The sequence below is a fragment of the Vibrio sp. 10N.247.311.12 genome (genome assembly GCF_041467515.1).
In the GTDB taxonomy this organism is placed as follows: Bacteria; Pseudomonadota; Gammaproteobacteria; order Enterobacterales; family Vibrionaceae; genus Vibrio; species Vibrio crassostreae_C.
In genome coordinates this window covers 1-21,140 of record NZ_JBFSUV010000055.1, presented here as the reverse complement: position 1 = coordinate 21,140, position 21,140 = coordinate 1, and the positions used below count along the sequence as shown (strand labels likewise).

15 protein-coding genes are annotated in these 21,140 nt (G+C 44.8%); 6 read left to right on the top strand and 9 right to left on the bottom strand.

The window, feature by feature from the left end; translation table 11 throughout:
- Nucleotides 1–74 precede the first annotated feature (74 nt).
- From AB6E30_RS19825 to AB6E30_RS19805, 5 genes are all read right to left on the bottom strand, one after another.
- Complete coding sequence (locus AB6E30_RS19825; protein WP_372104971.1) at nt 75–839, bottom strand: transporter substrate-binding domain-containing protein; 765 nt, start codon at nt 837–839, stop codon at nt 75–77.
- Nucleotides 840–1,094: 255 nt separating this feature from the next.
- On the bottom strand, nt 1,095–2,861 hold the full coding sequence (locus tag AB6E30_RS19820) for a sodium:solute symporter family protein (protein WP_017061487.1): 1,767 nt from the start codon (nt 2,859–2,861) through the stop codon (nt 1,095–1,097).
- 859 nt (nt 2,862–3,720) lie between these two features.
- Nucleotides 3,721–4,347 carry a bifunctional 4-hydroxy-2-oxoglutarate aldolase/2-dehydro-3-deoxy-phosphogluconate aldolase gene (locus AB6E30_RS19815; RefSeq protein WP_017061486.1) on the bottom strand — a complete coding sequence of 209 codons (627 nt, stop codon included), beginning with the start codon at nt 4,345–4,347 and terminating at the stop codon, nt 3,721–3,723.
- A gap of 73 nt (nt 4,348–4,420) precedes the next feature.
- On the bottom strand, nt 4,421–5,353 hold the full coding sequence (locus tag AB6E30_RS19810) for a sugar kinase (RefSeq protein ID WP_017061485.1): 933 nt from the start codon (nt 5,351–5,353) through the stop codon (nt 4,421–4,423).
- 34 nt (nt 5,354–5,387) lie between these two features.
- Entirely contained in the window at nt 5,388–5,723 is a 336-nt protein-coding gene (locus tag AB6E30_RS19805) for a cupin domain-containing protein (RefSeq protein WP_009846518.1), read from the bottom strand.
- Between the two features lie 333 nt (nt 5,724–6,056).
- On the opposite strand from AB6E30_RS19805, the gene AB6E30_RS19800 reads away from it, so the two are divergent.
- From AB6E30_RS19800 to AB6E30_RS19790, 3 genes are all read left to right on the top strand, one after another.
- Nucleotides 6,057–8,255 carry a heparinase II/III family protein gene (locus AB6E30_RS19800; protein ID WP_372104969.1) on the top strand — a complete coding sequence of 733 codons (2,199 nt, stop codon included), beginning with the start codon at nt 6,057–6,059 and terminating at the stop codon, nt 8,253–8,255.
- A 2-nt stretch (nt 8,256–8,257) separates the two neighbouring features.
- Nucleotides 8,258–10,411 carry a heparinase II/III family protein gene (locus AB6E30_RS19795; RefSeq protein ID WP_372104967.1) on the top strand — a complete coding sequence of 718 codons (2,154 nt, stop codon included), beginning with the start codon at nt 8,258–8,260 and terminating at the stop codon, nt 10,409–10,411.
- Nucleotides 10,412–10,735: 324 nt separating this feature from the next.
- Complete coding sequence (locus AB6E30_RS19790; protein ID WP_372104975.1) at nt 10,736–11,533, top strand: fumarylacetoacetate hydrolase family protein; 798 nt, start codon at nt 10,736–10,738, stop codon at nt 11,531–11,533.
- Between the two features lie 98 nt (nt 11,534–11,631).
- On the opposite strand, the gene phnE (AB6E30_RS19785) is transcribed toward AB6E30_RS19790, so the two are convergent.
- The 4 genes from phnE (AB6E30_RS19785) to phnD all read right to left on the bottom strand — a co-directional run bounded on the left by phnE (AB6E30_RS19785) (nt 11,632) and on the right by phnD (nt 15,242).
- Nucleotides 11,632–12,462 (bottom strand): phosphonate ABC transporter, permease protein PhnE, encoded by an 831-nt coding sequence (gene phnE, locus AB6E30_RS19785; protein WP_137001662.1) that lies wholly within the window; start codon nt 12,460–12,462, stop codon nt 11,632–11,634.
- A gap of 10 nt (nt 12,463–12,472) precedes the next feature.
- Nucleotides 12,473–13,327 (bottom strand): phosphonate ABC transporter, permease protein PhnE, encoded by an 855-nt coding sequence (phnE, locus tag AB6E30_RS19780; RefSeq protein WP_052878558.1) that lies wholly within the window; start codon nt 13,325–13,327, stop codon nt 12,473–12,475.
- On the bottom strand, nt 13,324–14,142 hold the full coding sequence (gene phnC / locus AB6E30_RS19775) for a phosphonate ABC transporter ATP-binding protein (RefSeq protein ID WP_102320520.1): 819 nt from the start codon (nt 14,140–14,142) through the stop codon (nt 13,324–13,326). Before phnC ends, phnE (AB6E30_RS19780) begins: the two co-directional genes overlap by 4 nt.
- 143 nt (nt 14,143–14,285) lie before the next feature.
- On the bottom strand, nt 14,286–15,242 hold the full coding sequence (gene phnD / locus AB6E30_RS19770; protein WP_048607068.1) for a phosphate/phosphite/phosphonate ABC transporter substrate-binding protein: 957 nt from the start codon (nt 15,240–15,242) through the stop codon (nt 14,286–14,288).
- Nucleotides 15,243–15,507: 265 nt separating this feature from the next.
- Between phnD and AB6E30_RS19765 the strand changes: the two genes are divergently transcribed.
- The 3 genes from AB6E30_RS19765 to AB6E30_RS19755 all read left to right on the top strand — a co-directional run bounded on the left by AB6E30_RS19765 (nt 15,508) and on the right by AB6E30_RS19755 (nt 21,030).
- Nucleotides 15,508–16,227, top strand: coding sequence for a FadR/GntR family transcriptional regulator (locus AB6E30_RS19765; protein WP_048613948.1), 720 nt, complete (start codon nt 15,508–15,510; stop codon nt 16,225–16,227).
- Between the two features lie 725 nt (nt 16,228–16,952).
- Nucleotides 16,953–18,731: a sodium:solute symporter family transporter gene (locus tag AB6E30_RS19760; protein WP_017061477.1), complete on the top strand. Its 1,779-nt coding sequence runs from the start codon at nt 16,953–16,955 to the stop codon at nt 18,729–18,731.
- A 220-nt stretch (nt 18,732–18,951) separates the two neighbouring features.
- A complete protein-coding gene (locus AB6E30_RS19755; protein ID WP_017063616.1) occupies nt 18,952–21,030 on the top strand; it encodes a DUF4962 domain-containing protein in 2,079 nt (692 codons plus the stop codon).
- Nucleotides 21,031–21,140 lie beyond the last annotated feature (110 nt).

Here is a 21,140-nt window from a genome sequence, read left to right as displayed (position 1 = left end):
GCGAACCATTGAACCATAACGAAAGAGGCCAGCATTGCTGGCCTCTTTTTTGTTACGGTATAAATTGAAAAGAGTTACTTAAGGGAGTTGTGGATCAGGAACTCTTCTTCAACACCTTTCAATTTCATCTCATCCATAATGAAGTTCACCGTGTTCAACAAACGTTGTTCACCTTTAGGAATCAGGTAGCCGAACTGACTGTTGGTGAACGGGGTTTCGCAGCGGGCCGCTTCAAGACGTTCGTCAGTTACCTGATAGAACAGACCTTCAGGGGTTTCTGTCACCATCACATCAACTTTGCCTTCCGCTACTGCTTTTGGTACGTCGAGGTTGTTCTCGTAGCGTGTGAAGCTTGCGTTCTGCAAGTTCGCGTCGGCAAAGATCTCGTTAGTGCCGCCAATGTTCACGCCCACACGAACAGAAGAGTGGTTCACTTTCTCAATGCTGTCGTACTGTTCTGCGGTGCCTTTCGCAACCAAGAAACACTTACCAAAGGTCATGTAGCCTTGAGTTTGTTCCGCGTTTAACTGACGTTGCATTTTACGCGTAATGCCGCCCATCGCGATGTCGTACTTATCGTCGTCTAGGTCGGCCAGTAGATCTTTCCATGTGGTACGAACAATCTTCAATTCAACGCCTAATTGTTCCGCGATGTGCTGTGCAACGTCGATATCGTAGCCAGAGTAGCTTTTACCATCGAAGTAAGAGAAAGGCTTGTAGTCACCTGTGGTGCCCACACGCAGAGTACCTGATTTTTGAATGTCTTCTAGCTGGTCAGCGTGTGCGACACCAGAAAGTACCAGAGCAATGGAAGCAAGTAATAGTGATGTTTTTTTCATTGTAATTGTCTGTTGTGTTTGTGTTGTCATTCAAAGTAACAGAAACAATCAGAGAAAGAGATCAAACCATTGGAAAGGTTGGAAAAGAAGATGAAACGAGGGCAGGAGATAGGTATTTCTATGGTTTGTGAGCATTGATCGAGGTGCGTTTCATCTTCCGTTTTGATAAACCGAAGACAAACAAAAAGCCCATGTTATCGAATAACATGGGCTTCATTTTGGTTTAACTTGTTAGCTGCTTATTTAGCTATTTAGCTATTTAGCAACTGACTCGTTGTTCATCTTAGCCGGAGCTTTAGATGCGTTAACCAATAGGATACCAACGGTTAGTACCATTGAACCACATAGTAGGAACAACAAGCGTCCTGTTGGTTCGTTTGGAATCAGAGCCATTGCTAGGATACCGAAACCTGCTGTGCTGATAAGCTTACCAAGCATTGAACGCTGTTTAGTATCTAGGTTTTGTTGCTCTTCACCTTCCGCTACAAGCGGCGTGTTCCAGTTAGTGAATAGTTGGTCAACTTCTTTCTCACGCTCTGGCGATAGGCCTTTGTAGAAGCGAGAAGTCATGATGAAGTAACCACCTGTGAACACTACGTGAGCAGCTAAGCTAAGACCTACTTTCAAGTCGCTCCATTCACGGCCTGTAAGCGCTGTTTCTAGACCAAATAGGTTCTCGATGTCTTCTGCTTGCAGAGAGATACCGAAGATGTAAGAAACGAAACCACCAACCACTAGAGTAGACCAACCAGCCCAGTCAGGTGTCTTACGAATCCACATACCTAGTAGGACAGGGATAAGCATTGGGAAGCCAATCAACGCACCTACGTTCATTACGATATCGAACAAGCTTAAGTGACGCAGAGAGTTAATGAATAGACCAATCGCAATGATGAAAATACCCATCATGATAGTCGTTATCTTACTTACAATAACCAGCTCTTTCTGAGTCGCATTTTTACGAAGAATCGGGCTGTAGAAGTTCATTACAAAGATACCAGCGTTACGGTTCAAACCTGAATCCATAGAAGACATCGTTGCAGCGAACATTGCTGACATAAGAAGACCAACCATACCTGCTGGCATTACGTTTTGTACGAATGCTAGGTAAGCAGCATCACCGGCTTTGTCGCCCATTGATGTGTATTGCTCAGCGAACTCAGGCATGAATGCACTAACGTACCAAGGTGGTAGGAACCAAATTAGTGGACCAACAACCATAAGGATACATGCTAGGCCTGCCGCTTTACGTGCGTTTTCACTGTCTTTTGCACATAGGTAACGGTATGCGTTGATGCTGTTGTTCATTACACCGAACTGCTTCACGAAGATGAATACAACCCAAAGGATGAAGATGCTCATGTAGTTTAGGTTGTTACCTAACATGAAGTCGCCGTCGAAGTTAGCAACAATGTTAGTTAAGCCGCCACCGTGGAAGTAAGCTGCTACCGCACAAGTGATTGTCACGGCCATGATTACAAGCATTTGCATGAAGTCAGAAGCAACAACCGCCCAAGAGCCGCCCGTTACTGCCATCAATACTAGAACCATACCCGTTACCACAATGGTAGCTTCCATTGGGATATTGAATACCGCTGCTACAAAGATAGCTAGACCGTTTAGCCAGATACCTGCAGAGATAAGGCTATCCGGCATACCTGCCCATGTGAAGAACTGTTCAGACGTTTTACCAAAGCGCTGACGAATAGCTTCGATCGCCGTTACCACACGAAGTTGGCGGAACTTTGGAGCGAAGTACATATAGTTCATGAAGTAGCCAAAAGCATTGGCTAAGAATAGGATTACAATAACGAAACCGTCATTGAACGCGCGTCCTGCGGCACCTGTAAACGTCCATGCTGAAAACTGTGTCATGAAGGCAGTTGCACCAACCATCCACCACAACATTTTGCCGCCCCCTCTGAAGTAATCACTTGTAGAGGTGGTGAACTTACGGAACATCCAACCAATCGCGATTAAAAAGAAGAAGTAGGCGAGAACAACAAAAGTATCAATAGTCATCTTTTCAGCCTTTTAAATATCATAATTAACTGGGCTTAGATTAACGCGTTCCAAGGTTTATTTGTACTACAATATGTCTTTAGTATGATCTAGGTCGCATTGATTTTTCGGCCTCTAACACGTGGTTGTATAAGTATTTGTTTTAATTGAATTTAAATGTGAGTGTATTTTGTTTGAGATCTAAAATAAATTGAGGGTTAAATGTTTATATGTATTACAATATAAACAAAAGCGCTTACTTTGCCGTATCTATAAGATTTTAATTATAACCGTAACAAATGTGCTACAAATTGGTGTGTTGTGCGACGACATTCACGTTAATTTGGAACCCTATACTGAAAATTTTTGTATTGAGATTTCAAGTGTAGCTCATTGTTTTCACTTCGCTATTTTCTGTTTATCTGCGGCCATGAAGCCTTTCTATGCTATTTGTTTGTTTTTTGTTCCATAGAGGTGCGTATTTGGAATTTTTGTCGCTGAGTGGGCGTTAAACTCGATGACGGGACACATTTTGCGGTGCACTTTGTCTATTGTGGTCTTCAGTGCATGCCATGAGAGATGCTTGATGACGTATCGAAAAGGAACATTGCTGGGTAAGGGGCTGGATAAGAAGCTGGATAGGCGATAGGGGGCACCAGTAACGCTTCGTTAGATGCGTGCTGGAGTCGATTGAAAGCTTACATTACTTGTTATTGCCTGTCTTAGTCGCGGAGCTGGACGAGCCCATAGAGAGAAAGGCGATAAGGTGTGGGGGAAACATAATGTTGATTGAGCGTGTTTTACGGTTAGTCAGCGCAATAAACGCCAGATAACAAAAAGCCCCACCGAGGTGAGGCTTCATCACTCAATCTAAAATAGATTAAGCGTTAACGTGATCAACTGCGTCACGAACCAGCTTGCCTAGTTCTTCCCACTTACCTTCGTCGATAAGGTTAGTTGGAACCATCCAAGTACCGCCACACGCAAGTACAGAAGGGATCGATAGGTATTCATCTACATTCTTCAAGCTTACACCACCAGTAGGCATAAATTTAACAGGGTAAACCGCTGTTAGTGCTTTAAGCATGCCAGTACCGCCAGAAGGCTCAGCAGGGAAGAACTTCAACGTGCGAAGGCCCATTTCCATTGCTTGTTCCACTAGGCTTGGGTTGTTAACACCCGGTACGATTGCAACGCCTTTATCGATACAGTATTGAACAGTGCGCGGGTTGAAACCTGGGCTTACGATGAAATCAACGCCAGCTTCAATAGATGCGTCAACTTGCTCGTTAGTCAGTACAGTACCTGAACCAATTAACATGTCTGGGAATTCTTTACGCATGATGCGAATCGCTTCGATTGCACATTCTGTACGTAGCGTGATTTCTGCACATGGCATGCCGTTTTCAACAAGTGCTTTACCTAGAGGGATAGCGTCTTCAGCACGGTTGATAGCGATTACAGGAATTACTTTTAGGTTTGCTAGTTGTTCATTTAATGTCGTCATGAATTCTTTCTCACGTTAAATGTGGGCTTGCTTTCAACTAAGCAAACCCTTGATTAATAGTTAAAGTGCGTAATTATAGAGACAGATCAGGCGTCGCTTCTAGAGGAATGATAGCACCTGGATGCTGAATCACAGTCCCTGCCACAATATGACCTGCTAACGCTGCATCACGTGCATTGCCACCGCTTAAGCGCTTAGCTAGGAAGCCCGCGCTGAACGAGTCGCCAGCCGCTGTAGTATCAACAATGTTGTCTACTGGGTTTGGAGCAACGTACTGAGCGCTTTGGCTTTCAACTACTAAGCAGTCTTTAGCACCACGTTTAATGATGATCTCTTTCACACCAGATTCAGACGTACGTGCAATACACTGTTCAATGCTTTCGTCACCGTACAACTCTTGCTCGTCATCGAACGTCAGTAGAGCCGTGTCAGTGTACTTAAGCATCTTCAAGTACCAAGAAATCGCTTCTTGTTGACTTTCCCAAAGTTTTGGACGGAAGTTATTGTCGAAGAATACTTGGCCGCCTTGCGCTTTAAATTTGTCTAAGAAGTTGAATAGCTGCGTGCGTCCATTCTCTGTCAAGATAGCAAGCGTAATACCACTTAGGTAAACCGCATCAAAAGAGAATAACTTATCAAGTAGGGCAGGCGTGTCTTCCTGGTCAAACATGAACTTTGCTGCAGCATCATTACGCCAGTAGTGGAAACTGCGTTCACCAGTTTCATCGGTCTCGATGTAGTAAAGCCCTGGTTGTTTGTGATCAAGCTGAGCAATTAAGCTAGTGTCGATACCTTCCGCTTGCCACTTTTCTAACATGTCGGTACTGAATGGGTCAGTGCCTAGCGCTGTTACGTAGCTCGTGTTGATATCTTGCTCTTTTGTTAAGCGAGACAAGTAAAGTGCAGTATTTAGTGTATCGCCACCGAAACTTTGCTTAAGCCCGTCTTGTTTCTTTTGTAGCTCAACCATGCACTCGCCAATGACCGCGATGTTTAATGATTTCATATGCTTACCTTAGCAACTGAGGTTGCGCTGTTTATTATTTTAGGAAATCTTCACGCGCAGGGTTGAAGATATCAAGAAGGATGCTGTCTTGCTCTAGTGCAACTGCACCGTGCATCATGTGTTTACGAGCGAAGTAAGCGTCGCCTTCTTTAAGGACTTTCTTTTCGCCTTCAATCTCAGCTTCGAAGCTACCACGAACTACGTAACCGATTTGGTCATGGATTTCGTGAGTATGAGGGTGGCCAATCGCGCCCTTATCAAAACATAGGTGTACTGCCATTAGATCGTCAGTGTAAGCAACGATTTTACGCTTAATGCCGCCACCAAGTTCTTCCCATGGGTTTTCATCTAGGATAAAGAAAGAGTTCATTGTGTATCTCCTAATCTGTTTAAATCTTTTAAGTGTTACTTAACTTGCATCCATCATAAGGGAATGAGCCTAATTGTAATACAATATATCTAAATTTGTGTGATATTGATCAAGCGATACTTTATATAGCGTAAATAAATCAACAACTTAATAAATGGTTAATATTTACCATTAGCCAGCTACATCAATGACTTATGGCTAATTATGTGACTCTACTCATCATTTAGCGACGAATAGGTATAATTAAAGTTCATATTGTATTACTTTATATGGAGTTTGAAAATTTAATCAAAGTTTAAGCAGATAAACTCTTTATTGAGGGTGACAAAGAATATGACGACTAAACCAGTATTGTTGACTGAAGCAGAAATCGAGCAGCTTCATCTTGAAGTGGGCCGTTCTAGCTTAATGGGCAAAACCATTGCAGCGAACGCGAAAGATCTAGAAGCATTCATGCGTTTACCTATTGATGTCCCAGGTCATGGTGAAGCTGGGGGTTACGAACATAACCGCCATAAGCAAAATTACACGTACATGAATCTAGCTGGTCGCATGTTCTTGATCACTAAAGAGCAAAAGTACGCTGACTTTGTTACAGAATTACTAGAAGAGTACGCAGATAAATACCTAACGTTTGATTACCACGTACAGAAAAACACTAACCCTACAGGTCGTTTGTTCCACCAAATCCTGAACGAACACTGCTGGTTAATGTTCTCAAGCTTAGCTTACTCTTGTGTTGCTTCAACCCTGACACAAGAACAACGCGACAATATTGAGTCTCGCATTTTTGAACCAATGTTAGAAATGTTCACGGTTAAATACGCACACGACTTCGACCGAATTCACAATCACGGTATTTGGGCAGTAGCGGCTGTCGGTATTTGTGGTCTTGCTCTTGGCAAGCGTGAATACCTTGAAATGTCGGTGTACGGCATTGACCGTAACGACACTGGCGGCTTCCTAGCGCAAGTTTCTCAGCTGTTTGCACCTTCTGGCTACTACATGGAAGGTCCTTACTACCACCGTTATGCGATTCGTCCAACGTGTGTGTTCGCTGAAGTGATTCACCGTCATATGCCTGAAGTGGATATCTACAACTACAAAGGCGGCGTGATTGGTAACACAGTACAAGCGATGCTGGCGACGGCTTACCCGAACGGTGAGTTCCCGGCTCTGAATGATGCTTCTCGTACTATGGGTATTACAGACATGGGTGTTCAGGTTGCAGTAAGTGTTTACAGCAAGCATTACTCTTCTGAAAACGGCGTAGACCAAAACATTCTTGGTATGGCGAAGATTCAAGACGCAGTTTGGATGCATCCATGTGGTCTTGAGCTATCTAAAGCCTACGAAGCAGCGTCTGCTGAGAAAGAAATCGGCATGCCTTTCTGGCCAAGTGTTGAATTGAACGAAGGCCCTCAAGGTCACAACGGCGCGCAAGGCTTTATCCGTATGCAGGATAAGAAAGGCGACGTTTCTCAACTTGTTATGAACTACGGCCAACACGGCATGGGTCACGGTAACTTTGATACGCTGGGTATTTCTTTCTTCAACCGTGGTCAAGAAGTACTGCGTGAATACGGTTTCTGTCGTTGGGTGAACGTTGAGCCTAAATTCGGCGGCCGTTACCTAGACGAAAACAAATCTTACGCTCGTCAAACAATTGCACATAACGCAGTAACGATTGATGAAAAATGTCAGAACAACTTTGACGTTGAACGTGCAGATGCAGTACACGGCTTGCCACACTTCTTCAAAGTAGAAGACGAGCAAATCAATGGCATGAGCGCATTTGCTAACGATCATTACGAAGGTTTTGACATGCAACGCAGCGTGTTCATGCTAAACCTTGAAGAATTAGAATCTCCGCTACTATTAGATCTTTACCGTTTAGATTCTGAGAAAGGCGGTGAAGGTGAGCATCAGTACGACTACTCACACCAATATCAAGGTCAGATTGTTCGCACTAGCTTTGAATACCAAGCAAACAAAGAGCTGAACACGCTAGGTGAAGACTTCGGTTACCAACACCTATGGAACGTGGCAAGCGGTGAAGTGAAGGGCACAGCACTGGTAAGCTGGCTACAGAACAACACCTACTACACATGGTTAGGTGCAACGTCTAACGACAATGCTGAAGTTATCTTTACTCGCACTGGCGCGAATGACCCAAGCTTCAACCTACGCTCAGAGCCTGCTTTCATTCTACGTAGCAAGGGCGAAACAACACTGTTCGCTTCTGTTCTTGAAACGCACGGTTACTTCAACGAAGAGTTCGAGCAATCAGTCAATGCTCGCGGCGTTGTGAAAGACATCAAGGTTGTCGCGCATACAAATGTAGGTTCAGTCGTCGAAATCAGCACAGAAAAATCAAATGTGACCGTGATGATCAGCAACCAACTTGGTGCGACTGACAACACTGAACACAAGGTAGAACTGAACGGCAAAGTATACAGCTGGACAGGCTTCTACTCAGTAGAGACAACTTTAAACCCAGAATTAGCAAGCAGAGCAGAGCAGGGGAAATAATAATGAGCTATCAACCACTTTTACTTAACTTTGATGAAGCAGCAGAGCTTCGTAAAGAACTTGGCAAGGATAGCCTTTTAGGTAACGCACTGACTCGTGACATTAAACAAACTGACGCGTACATGGCAGAAGTTGGCATCGAAGTACCAGGTCACGGTGAAGGTGGCGGTTACGAGCACAACCGTCACAAGCAAAACTACATCCATATGGATCTAGCGGGTCGTTTGTTCCTGATCACAGAGGAAACAAAGTACCGTGATTACATCGTTGATATGCTAACTGCGTACGCGACGGTATACCCAACATTGGAAAGCAACGTAAGCCGTGACACTAACCCTCCGGGTAAGCTGTTCCACCAAACGTTGAACGAGAACATGTGGATGCTTTACGCTTCTTGTGCGTACAGCTGCATTTACCACACTATCTCTGAAGAGCAGAAGCGTCTTATCGAAGACGATCTTCTGAAGCAAATGATCGAAATGTTCGTTGTTACTTACGCACACGACTTCGATATCGTACACAACCACGGCTTATGGGCAGTGGCGGCGGTAGGTATCTGTGGTTACGCGATCAACGATCAAGAGTCTGTAGATAAAGCACTTTACGGCCTGAAATTGGACAAAGTAAGCGGCGGTTTCCTAGCGCAACTTGACCAACTGTTCTCGCCAGACGGCTACTACATGGAAGGTCCTTACTACCACCGTTTCTCGCTACGTCCAATCTACCTGTTTGCAGAGGCGATTGAACGTCGTCAGCCTGAAGTTGGTATCTATGAATTCAACGATTCAGTGATCAAGACAACGTCTTACTCTGTATTCAAAACGGCATTCCCAGACGGCACATTGCCTGCTCTGAACGATTCATCGAAGACGATTTCTATCAACGATGAAGGGGTTATCATGGCGACGTCTGTGTGTTACCACCGTTACGAGCAGACTGAAACTCTGCTTGGTATGGCTGATCACCAAAAAAATGTTTGGGTTCATGCTTCTGGTAAAACACTGTCTGATGCGGTTGATGCAGCAGACGACATCAAACCATTCAACTGGGGTAGCCTGTTTGTAACAGACGGGCCTGAAGGCGAAAAAGGCGGCGTAAGCATCCTTCGTCACCGTGATGTGCAAGACGACGACACAATGGCGTTGATCTGGTTTGGTCAGCACGGTTCAGACCACCAGTACCATTCTGCGCTAGACCATGGTCACTACGATGGCTTGCACCTAAGCGTATTCAACCGTGGCCACGAAGTGCTGCACGATTACGGCTTCGGTCGTTGGGTAAACGTTGAGCCTAAGTTTGGCGGTCGTTACATCCCGGAGAACAAGTCTTACTGTAAGCAGACGGTTGCTCACAACACAGTAACGGTTGATCAGAAAACGCAGAACAACTTCAACACAGCATTGGCTGAGTCTAAGTTTGGTCAGAAGCACTTCTTCGTAGCAGACGACCAGTCGCTACAAGGTATGAGCGGCACAATTTCTGAGTACTACACTGGCGTAGACATGCAACGCAGCGTGATTCTTGCTGAACTACCTGAGTTCGAAAAACCGCTAGTAATTGATGTGTACCGCATCGAAGCTGACGCTGAGCACCAGTACGACTTACCAGTTCACCACTCGGGTCAAATCATTCGCACTGACTTCGATTACAACATGGAAACAACGCTTAAGCCATTAGGTGAAGACAACGGTTACCAACATTTATGGAACGTTGCTTCAGGCAAAGTGAACGAAGAAGGTTCTCTAGTAAGCTGGCTACATGACAGCAGCTACTACAGCCTAGTAACCAGCGCGAATGCGGGCAGCGAAGTGATTTTTGCTCGCACTGGTGCTAACGATCCAGACTTCAACCTTAAGAGTGAGCCTGCGTTCATCTTACGTCAGTCTGGTCAAAACCACGTGTTTGCTTCTGTACTAGAAACGCATGGTTACTTTAACGAGTCTATCGAAGCCTCTGTAGGCGCTCGTGGTCTAGTTAAATCAGTATCTGTTGTGGGCCATAACAGTGTCGGGACTGTTGTTCGCATTCAGACTACTTCTGGTAACACTTACCACTACGGTATCTCAAACCAAGCTGAAGACACGCAGCAAGCAACTCACACTGTTGAGTTCGCGGGTGAGACATACTCGTGGGAAGGATCATTTGCTCAACTGTAAATGATTAACATACATGCCGTTTAACGATGGCATGTATTGATGTGGTGCTTTGCGGGAACGAAGCATCACATTGAATTCAGTCGTGATTGCAAATCGTTCGTTGATACCAACAACGACTGAATACATCGGGAATAAGTCAAACCGAGTAACTCACTGCGAGTTGCTCGGTTTTTTTATGCGTGCTGCTTTTATAAGAAGGGGGGAAAGAGGATGGGGCAACGGAGCTTCCCTTTTCCTTCGAATCTTACAGAGTGGGCTAAAGTATAGTTTAGGATTTAAAAATAAAGGGATTCAAGGATGAAGTGGTTATTGGCAATAGTTGCGATGTCTGGTGTCGCATTGGCGGCAGAAAATAACAGTGTTGAGGTGAGCAGTGAGCATTTTGTCCGTTTTAAATACCAAGACAAAGTCAGCTATGGAAAGCTAGACAATGACGTTGTGTTACCGGTCAGCGGCGATCTCTTTGGCGAATATTCGGTAGCAAAAAATTCGATCCCGTTAGAGTCGGTTGAGGTGTTACTACCGACAAAACCAGAGAAAGTCTTCGCCGTCGGGATGAACTTCGCTAGCCACTTAGCCTCACCTGCCGATGCACCACCGCCGATGTTTCTTAAACTTCCTTCTTCTTTGATTCTCACGGGCGAAGTGATTCAAGTGCCACCAAAAGCAAGAAATGTTCATTTTGAAGGCGAGCTGGTGGTTGTGATTGGTAGAGAGCTCAGTCAAGCCAGTGAAGAAGAAGCCGAACAAGCGATCTTTGGCGTCACGGTGGGCAACGATATTACTGAAAGAAGTTGGCAAGGCGCCGATTTACAATGGCTCCGAGCGAAAGCTTCCGATGGTTTTGGCCCAGTTGGCAACACAATTGTGCGCGGCATTGATTACAACAATGTTGAGTTAACCACTCGTGTTAACGGTAAAGTGGTTCAACAAGAAAATACTTCGTTCATGATCCACAAGCCAAGAAAAGTCGTGAGCTATTTGAGCCATTATTTTACCCTCAAACCGGGCGATCTAATTTTCATGGGCACGCCAGGTAGAACTTATGCTTTGTCCGACAAGGACCAAGTGAGTGTCACGATTGAAGGGGTAGGGACTGTGGTCAACGAAGTGCGGTTCTGATGGTGAAAAATGTTTATCACGTTGCAACAAACGAAAAGCCTACTCACTGAGTAGGCTTTGATCCTAACTAACCGTCTATTTGACGTTGTTTTTATTATTTAGATAAGGGCTTTTCTTGCTTTGGCTGCCACCCATTCGGAGAAGATGACCGTCACTAGAATCGCACAGAAAATCACAGTCACTTGAGGCCATGCCAGCATCGCCATCGACTCTTGCAGTTTTAAGCCGATACCGCCAGCGCCCACCAAACCTAAGACGGTAGACTCACGAATATTGATATCCCAGCGGAACAAGCTCGTGCCGATGAAACTTGGCATCACTTGCGGAAGAATACCGTAGTTCAATACCTGCAGCGGAGAAGCTCCAGTCGATTGGATTGCAGACATCTGTGTTGCATTCACTTCTTCAATCGCTTCATACATTAACTTCGCCACAAAACCAATCGAACGTAGCGCAATCGCAATGATACCGGCCAACAAGCCTGGGCCGATGATTGCTACCAACAATAAAGCCCAAATTAGCGAGTTGATTGAACGACTTGCTGCGATGATGAACAGCGCGATAGGTCTGATAAACGTCATGCTTGGCGTTGTATTACGTGCCGCTAAGAACGCAACTGGAAACGCTAGTACTATCCCCAACAGTGTGCCAAGTGTCGCGATGTTAATGGTGTCCCACAACGGACTCCAAAGAGACTCTAAGTAGCTCCATCTTGGTGGCCACATACGTGAAGAGATATCAGCAAATTGGTTGGGTGAGTCAGTCACAAAGTACCAAATCGTATCTTTGTTCATGACTTGCCATGCGAATACTGTCAAAGCAACAAAGCAAAGCCAGCCCAGCCAAAGGATGAGGCTCTGTTTACTGTCGTAACGCTGCCATTGGGTACGATTGATGGCGCTTGTCGGTGTTTCATTTAGCGTGCTCATTGGTCGTTCCTTACTGCACATGCTTACGGATGATGGTTGATAGGTATTCACACAACATCACAATCACGATAATAATCAATAGAATAGCGGCTGCTGCGCTGTATTCGTAACGGTCCATTGCTGTGTTTAACGTTGCGCCGATACCACCTGCGCCAACAATGCCAATCACGGCTGACTCACGAAAGTTGATGTCGAGTCGGTACATAGAAAGTCCGATGAAGCGCGGCATCACCTGTGCTTGAATTGCGTAATTCACCTGTTGTAACCAACTCGCGCCCGTTGCACGCATTGCGGTGAGTGGTGCTGGGTCAATGGCTTCAATTTCATCGGCAAACAGTTTTGCGAGAAAGCCGATGGTCGCGAAGGTGAGCGTGACAAAACCCGCAAACGTACCAAAGCCAAATAGAGCGACACACAGAATCGCAACGATGATTTCTTGTAAGCTACGAGCAACCGAAATAAACGCACGACAGAATAGGTAAACAGGCGTAGGGGCAAGGTTTTTCGCTGCGCCTAATCCGAATGGGATTGAAAGAAGGACACCCGCCACGGTTGATGTCAGGGTCATGGTTAAACTCTCAATCAAACCTTGTGAGATGTTGTTCCATCGGCCACCAAAATCTGGGTTCATGAAAGCCAAAATGAACTGCCAGCCGCGTTCGCTGCCTTCGTAAATTCGAGTCCAGTTGACGTGTACCGATTGAGTCGCAAGGTACAAGTAAACCGCGACAATGATGATTAAGCTCCAGCGTAACCATGGGCTAGAAATCAGTGGCGGCTTTGTCCACTGTGTCGGGTATTGTTTGGAATTCTGTTTTCCTGACTTTAAATGCTGCTGAACTTGATTTGGATATGGTTGAGTCATATTGTTGCCTCAGACAGGCGAGGACTTGTGATGATGAGGTCATCGGCCTCTTCTTCTGCTTGTTGACTCCAGTCTTCTTCACCGTAGATTTGCGTTAAAACATATTCAGTGAGCAGGTTTGGTTTGTCATCAAATACGACACAACCTGCATTTAAGCCGACAACACGGTCAACAAACTGCTTTGCTAATTGAACATCGTGAATATTGATGATGGCAGGGAGCTGTTGCTCTGAACAAATCTCACTGATCAGTCGCATGATTTGGCGCGCTGTACGTGGATCAAGTGCGGCCGTTGGTTCATCAATCAACAGTAATTTCGGTTTCTGAGCAAGTGCACGTGCAATACCAACACGTTGACGCTGACCACCCGACAGAGCATCGGCCCTTTTATTGGCGTGTTCTAACAATCCAACACGGTCGAGTAGCGCATAAGCGGCTTGGATATCCGATTCAGGGAAACGGCGAGTAAAGCTTTGCCAGAAATTCACGTAACCCAAACGTCCTGAAAGTACGTTTTCCATCACCGTCAAACGCTCAATCAGCGCGTACTCTTGGAAAATCATCCCGATTTCACGGCGTGATTGTCTCAGTTGTCGCTTAGACAGCGTTTCTAGATTGGTATTGGAAAAGATCACTTCGCCGCTGGTGGGTTCGGTGAGCCGATTAATACAACGGATAAGCGTTGATTTACCCGCACCAGATGGACCAATTAAACCAACCACTTCACCGGCATTGACCGACAAGCTAACGTTGGTAAGGGCTTTATCAGAACTGGAGTAGTGCTTGGTAAGCCCTTTAAGGGTAAGAGTAGACATAGAATTCCTATAAGAGCGGTGTACTAAGAGTTCGCCTGAGACAGGCATGGAAAGTAAACCGGAAAGAGTGGTGAATAACTGCAGGCGATTACACCTGCAGTTAGTTTTATCGGTGTGTGATTGGCTTTTTAGTTCGGTTGAACTTAGCTACACGTGTAAGAGACTTTGTTTGCCGTATCGATAGTGCGGATCACTTCCCAGTGCTCTTTGTAAGTAATAGGAACGAACTGCGCTTCGCCGTTACGTTCAAATTCTTCTTGAAGCTTTGTGCCTTCCCAATCGAAAGTGAAGAACGCTTTTTGAATCTTCTCTTGCAGCTCTGGCGTCAGGTTGTGCGCTGTGCCGTAAGCGGTAGTCGGGAAGGTTTGAGATTTGTAGATGCTCTTGATTTGGTCTTCTTTCACAACATCGCGTGAAAGCATGCGGTTCAATACTGAGTTAGCAACTGCTGCAGCATCGTAATCTTTGTGCGCCACACCCAAAATAGAGTTGTCGTGTGCGCCAGAGAATGCTGGTTTGAAATCTCGGTCAGGTTGAAGTTGGTATTCAGCGTCCAAAATCGCAGAAGGTGCTTTGAAGCCAGAGTTAGACGTTTGTGATGTGAACGCTAGGTTCTTATCTTTTAGGTCTTCCACTTTCTCAATGCCAGAACCAGGGTAAGTGATGATTTCCATTTCGTAACCGAAAGAGCCATCTTCTGCAGCCATCATTGTGAATGGGGCAAAGCCTGCACAGTTAACCGCCAGTGGTGTAGAACCTGTGTTGAAACCTGCGATATGTAGGCGACCTGAACGCATTGCTTCAATTTGAGCAGCGTTATTTTGAACAGGGAAGAAACGAACCGTCTTTTCCGTTGTTTTTTCAAGGTGGCTCAAAAACTCGCTCCACACATCAGCGTATACTGCAGGATCTTCAACTGGCGTATAAGCAAAAATTAGCGTGTTTGGGTCAACCCATTGTGATTCATCTTGAGGAACATCAGCAACCAAGTTGCCAGAGCGATCTTCGTATCGTGTATCCATTGCTAATGCAGAACCAGAAAAAATCAGCGCAGCAGTAATAGCGCTCTTAAGCGTGAGATTTGTTTTTGTCGGTTTCATTATGTCAGTCCAATTGAGTGATTTGTTGGAAGGAAGTATAGGAATCGAGGATGACAGAACCGATGCCTTTTGATGACGGATTTATGAATGGTGTAACATAATGTTTCTAGCGGTATGGAGTTAGATGCTTTATAAGTGTTTGATTCATTGAGTAAATTAATAGGGCACGACTCGTTGCTAATTTACTCAATTGGCGCTAGGTTGAAATCCTGTTATAGTGATCCTTAAATAATACATAAACATAACATATAAAATAAGTGAACTTATGGTTAGCACTTTTAATTCAATCTCGGGCTCGAAGCGCAGCCTGCACGTGCAAGTAGCGCGTGAAATCGCTCGTGGAATCTTGTCTGGTGAACTGCCACAAGGTTCTATTATTCCTGGTGAAATGGCGCTGTGTGAACAGTTTGGTATCAGCCGTACGGCACTTCGTGAAGCCGTTAAACTACTGACTTCTAAAGGTCTGTTAGAGTCCCGCCCGAAAATCGGTACTCGTGTAGTAGATCGCGCATACTGGAACTTTCTTGATCCTCAACTGATTGAATGGATGGATGGTCTAACCGACATAGACCAATTCTGTTCTCAGTTTTTAGGCCTTCGCCGTGCGATTGAACCTGAAGCGTGTGCATTAGCTGCAAAATTTGCGACTGCTGAGCAACGTATCGAGCTTTCAGAGATCTTCCAGAAGATGGTTGAAGTGGATGACGCAGAAGTGTTTGACCAAGAACGTTGGACAGACATCGATACTCGTTTCCATAGCTTGATCTTTAATGCGACAGGTAACGATTTCTACCTGCCATTCGGCAATATTCTGACGACCATGTTCGTTAACTTCATCGTGCACTCTTCTGAAGAGGGCAGCACATGTATCAATGAACACCGTAGAATCTATGAAGCGATTATGGCTGGCGACAGTGAAAAAGCTCGTACAATGTCAGCCGCTCACTTGCAAGACGCTAACCACCGTTTAGCCACTGCAAGCTAAACACGGTTTTCAACTTCATTTGAACCAATCAAAAAGGTATGCCAAGTGCATGCTTTTTTGTTTTTAGAAAGCGTGTTGCACCATGTGTGGCACTGTTTTGGTTCATCCTCGCTTAACTCCTTCTTAAGCCAGTTCCTTCTTGTATACGCCTAGCGGTCGTTCTCTTTACCATCATAATAAAAATAATATTACGCTCGATATTCGTTTTTAGACACTCTCGACCCCCAAATAATTATGCCTCATCCATGATTTTTCATTTTTGTATATTTTGAATCTACCATCGTTTGAACTGGATATGCCTCTTCTATATTGATTAATTTAAGTAGAATTCTAATGAAATTATCCACTCTCAATAGATAAAAAACGCTGGTTTATTGTGTGATAAATGAGGGTGATTTAGCTCTGATTTGGCTTTTATTATTTTTGAGGATTTTATATTTATATGTGTTTGGTTGTATTTGTTAATAAGTGTGCAAAGTCTCACTTTCTCATAAGTCTTTGATTTTAATGGGTGTGATGTTCTTTGGCCTTGTTTTTTGAGTTTTTACCTCAAACACCAGTAATTGCCTTGATGGATTGGCCATATTCCATCCTATGTCATATATATAATTAACTTAATCAATCAAAATAAGATCGCCATCACTTATTTGGATTATTGTACTACAAATAAAGTTTGAGATTTCCTATAGTCATCGTAACAAAATACAACGGACAAAGGATACACGATGGAACTCAACACGATTATTGTCGGCATTTATTTCCTATTCTTGATTGCGATAGGTTGGATGTTTAGAACATTTACAAGTACCACCAGTGACTACTTCCGCGGGGGCGGTAACATGTTGTGGTGGATGGTTGGTGCAACCGCCTTTATGACCCAGTTTAGTGCATGGACATTCACCGGTGCGGCAGGTAAAGCGTATAACGATGGTTTTGCAGTAGCGGTCATCTTCGTAGCCAACGCATTTGGTTACTTCATGAACTTCGCATATTTTGCTCCAAAGTTCCGTCAACTACGTGTAGTAACGGTAATCGAAGCAATTCGTATGCGTTTCGGTGCGACTAACGAACAAGTGTTCACTTGGTCTTCAATGCCAAACAGTGTTGTTTCTGCCGGTGTATGGTTAAACGCACTAGCAATCATCGCTTCTGGTATCTTCGGTTTCGACATGACAGCAACTATCTGGATTACCGGTTTGGTTGTATTGGCAATGTCTGTAACGGGTGGTTCATGGGCGGTAATTGCATCTGACTTTATGCAGATGGTTATCATCATGGCAGTAACCGTGACATGTGCTGTTGTTGCTGTTGTTCAAGGTGGCGGTGTTGGTGAAATCGTGAATAACTTCCCTGTAGCGGAAGGCGGTTCTTTCCTTTCTGGTAACAACATTAACTACTTAAGCATCTTCAGCATTTGGGCATTCTTCATCTTCGTGAAGCAGTTCTCTATTACTAACAACATGCTTAACTCTTACCGTTACCTAGCGGCTAAAGACTCAAAGAACGCGAAGAAAGCAGCGCTACTAGCGTGTGTGCTAATGCTTTGTGGTGTATTTATCTGGTTCATGCCTTCTTGGTACATTGCAGGTCAAGGTGTCGACCTAGCAGCAGCTTACCCAGAAGCAGGTAAGAAAGCGGGTGACTTTGCCTACCTATATTTCGTACAAGAGTACATGCCAGCAGGTATGGTTGGCCTTCTAGTTGCGGCGATGTTTGCAGCGACAATGTCTTCAATGGATTCTGGTCTAAACCGTAACTCGGGTATCTTTGTTAAGAACTTCTATGAACCAATCGTTCGTAAAGGTACGGCTAGCGAAAAAGAACTAGTAACGGTTTCTAAGATTACTTCTGCCGTGTTTGGTATTGCTATCATCCTTATTGCACAGTTCATCAACTCGCTTAAAGGTTTGAGCCTGTTCGATACCATGATGTATGTAGGCGCACTGATCGGCTTCCCAATGACAATTCCTGCATTCCTTGGCTTCTTTATTAAGAAGACTCCGGACTGGGCTGGTTGGGGTACGCTAGTGGTTGGTGGTTTTGTTTCTTACTACGTGGGTTTCGTTGTTAACGCTGAAATGGTGTCTTCAATCTTCGGTCTAGAAGAGCTAACAAGCCGTGAATGGTCTGATGTTAAGGTTGCTATCGGTCTGATTGCTCACATTACGCTGACAGGTGGTTTCTTCATCCTATCAACTCTGTTCTACAAGCCATTAACTGAGAAGCGTCAAGCAGACGTTGATAAGTTCTTCGGTAACCTGTCTACTCCATTAGTTGCGGAGTCAGCAGAACAGAAAGTACTGGATAACAAACAGCGTGAAATGCTTGGTAAACTGATTGCGGTAGCGGGTGTCGGTATCATGCTAATGGCTCTACTCACTAACCCAATGTGGGGACGTCTAGTCTTCATACTTTGTGGTGTGATTGTTGGTGGTGTTGGTGTGCTATTGGTTAAAGCGGTCGATGACGGCGGCAAGCAAGCGAAAGCAGTAACTGAAAGCTAATACATAGAAAACGATTATAATAGAATGCGACGACTCGAAAGGGCGTCGCATTTTTTTTGCTCTGCGAAACGGAAAAACGGTCAGGTGGAAGATATCTGACCTAAATCACGAAAACTGTACAAAATGGTTCAATCGAACCGAAATAGATTTAATTGTCCTACAATAAGACGTATATTATTGCTAATTCCTTTCAATCAACTTGAAAAATAAGTGAGTTAGAATGAGCGACCAAAAATCTCTTGATGCAATCAGGAAGATGAAGCTGGAGAATGATACTTCAGCAGGTAATCTTGTAGACCTACTCCCTATCGAAGTACAGAAACGTGACTTCGACCTATCATTCCTAGACAACTTGAGCGAAGCACGTCCACGTCTTCTTGTTCAAGCAGATCAGTTAGAAGAATTCAAAGCGAAAGTGAAAGCTGATGAAGCTCACTGCATGTTTGATGACTTCTACAACAACTCGACAGTTAAGTTCCTTGAGACTGCTCCTTTCGAAGAGCCTCAAGCGTACCCTGCTGAGACGGTAGGTAAAGCTTCTCTATGGCGTCCTTACTGGCGTCAAATGTACGTTGATTGCCAAATGGCACTGAACGCGACACGTAACCTAGCAATTGCTGGTGTTGTGAAAGAAGACGAAGCGCTCATTGCTAAAGCAAAAGCTTGGACTCTAAAACTGTCTACGTACGATCCAGAAGGCGTGACTTCTCGTGGCTATAACGATGAAGCGGCTTTCCGTGTTATCGCGGCTATGGCTTGGGGTTACGACTGGCTACACGGCTACTTCACAGATGAAGAACGTCAGCAAGTTCAAGATGCTTTGATTGAGCGTCTAGACGAAATCATGCACCACCTGAAAGTGACGGTTGATCTATTGAACAACCCACTGAACAGCCACGGTGTTCGTTCTATCTCTTCTGCTATCATCCCAACGTGTATCGCGCTTTACCACGATCACCCGAAAGCAGGCGAGTACATTGCATACGCTCTAGAATACTACGCAGTACACTACCCACCATGGGGCGGTGTAGACGGCGGTTGGGCTGAAGGTCCTGACTACTGGAACACACAAACTGCATTCCTAGGCGAAGCATTCGATCTATTGAAAGCATACTGTGGCGTAGACATGTTTAACAAAACATTCTACGAAAACACAGGTGATTTCCCGCTTTACTGCATGCCTGTTCACTCTAAGCGCGCGAGCTTCTGTGACCAGTCTTCAATCGGTGATTTCCCAGGTCTAAAACTGGCTTACAACATTAAGCACTACGCAGGTGTTAACCAGAAGCCTGAGTACGTTTGGTACTACAACCAACTGAAAGGCCGTGATACTGAAGCGCACACCAAATTCTACAACTTCGGTTGGTGGGACTTCGGTTACGACGATCTTCGCTTTAACTTCCTTTGGGATGCACCTGAAGAGAAAGCACCATCGAATGATCCACTGTTGAAAGTATTCCCAATCACGGGTTGGGCTGCATTCCACAACAAGATGACTGAGCGTGATAACCATATTCACATGGTATTCAAATGTTCTCCGTTTGGCTCAATCAGCCACTCTCACGGTGACCAAAACGCATTCACCTTGCATGCATTCGGTGAAACGCTAGCGTCAATCACTGGCTACTACGGTGGTTTCGGTGTTGATATGCACACGAAATGGCGTCGTCAAACGTTCTCTAAGAACCTTCCACTATTTGGCGGTAAAGGTCAGTACGGCGAGAACAAGAACACGGGCTACGAAAACCACCAAGATCGCTTCTGTATCGAAGCGGGCGGCAACATCTCTGATTTCGACACTGAATCTGATGTGAAGATGGTTGAGGGTGATGCAACGGCATCTTACAAGTACTTCGTTCCTGAAATTGAATCTTACAAGCGTAAGGTCTGGTTTGTTCAAGGTAAAGTATTCGTAATGCAAGACAAGGCAACGCTTTCTGAAGAGAAAGACATGACTTGGCTAATGCACACAACTTTCGCAAACGACGTGGCAGACAAGTCTTTCACTATCCGTGGCGAAGTTGCGCACCTAGACGTAAACTTCATCAACGAGTCTGCTGATAACATCACGTCAGTTAAGAACGTTGAAGGTTTTGGCGAAGTTGACCCATACGAGTTCAAAGATCTTGAAATCCACCGTCACGTTGAAGTGGAATTCAAGCCATCAAAAGAGCACAACATCCTGACGCTTCTTGTTCCTAATAAGAATGAAGGCGAGCAAGTTGAAGTGTCTCACAAGCTTGAAGGCAACACGCTAATGCTAAATGTTGACGGTGAAACGGTTTCAATCGAACTGTAACTCGCTGAAGCAACAGAAGCTAGATACTAAAAACTCCGAGTGAAAGCTCGGAGTTTTTTTGTTGTGCGCCGAGCATGGCGTTGATCTAGGAGGTGAAAGTCCTCTACGGG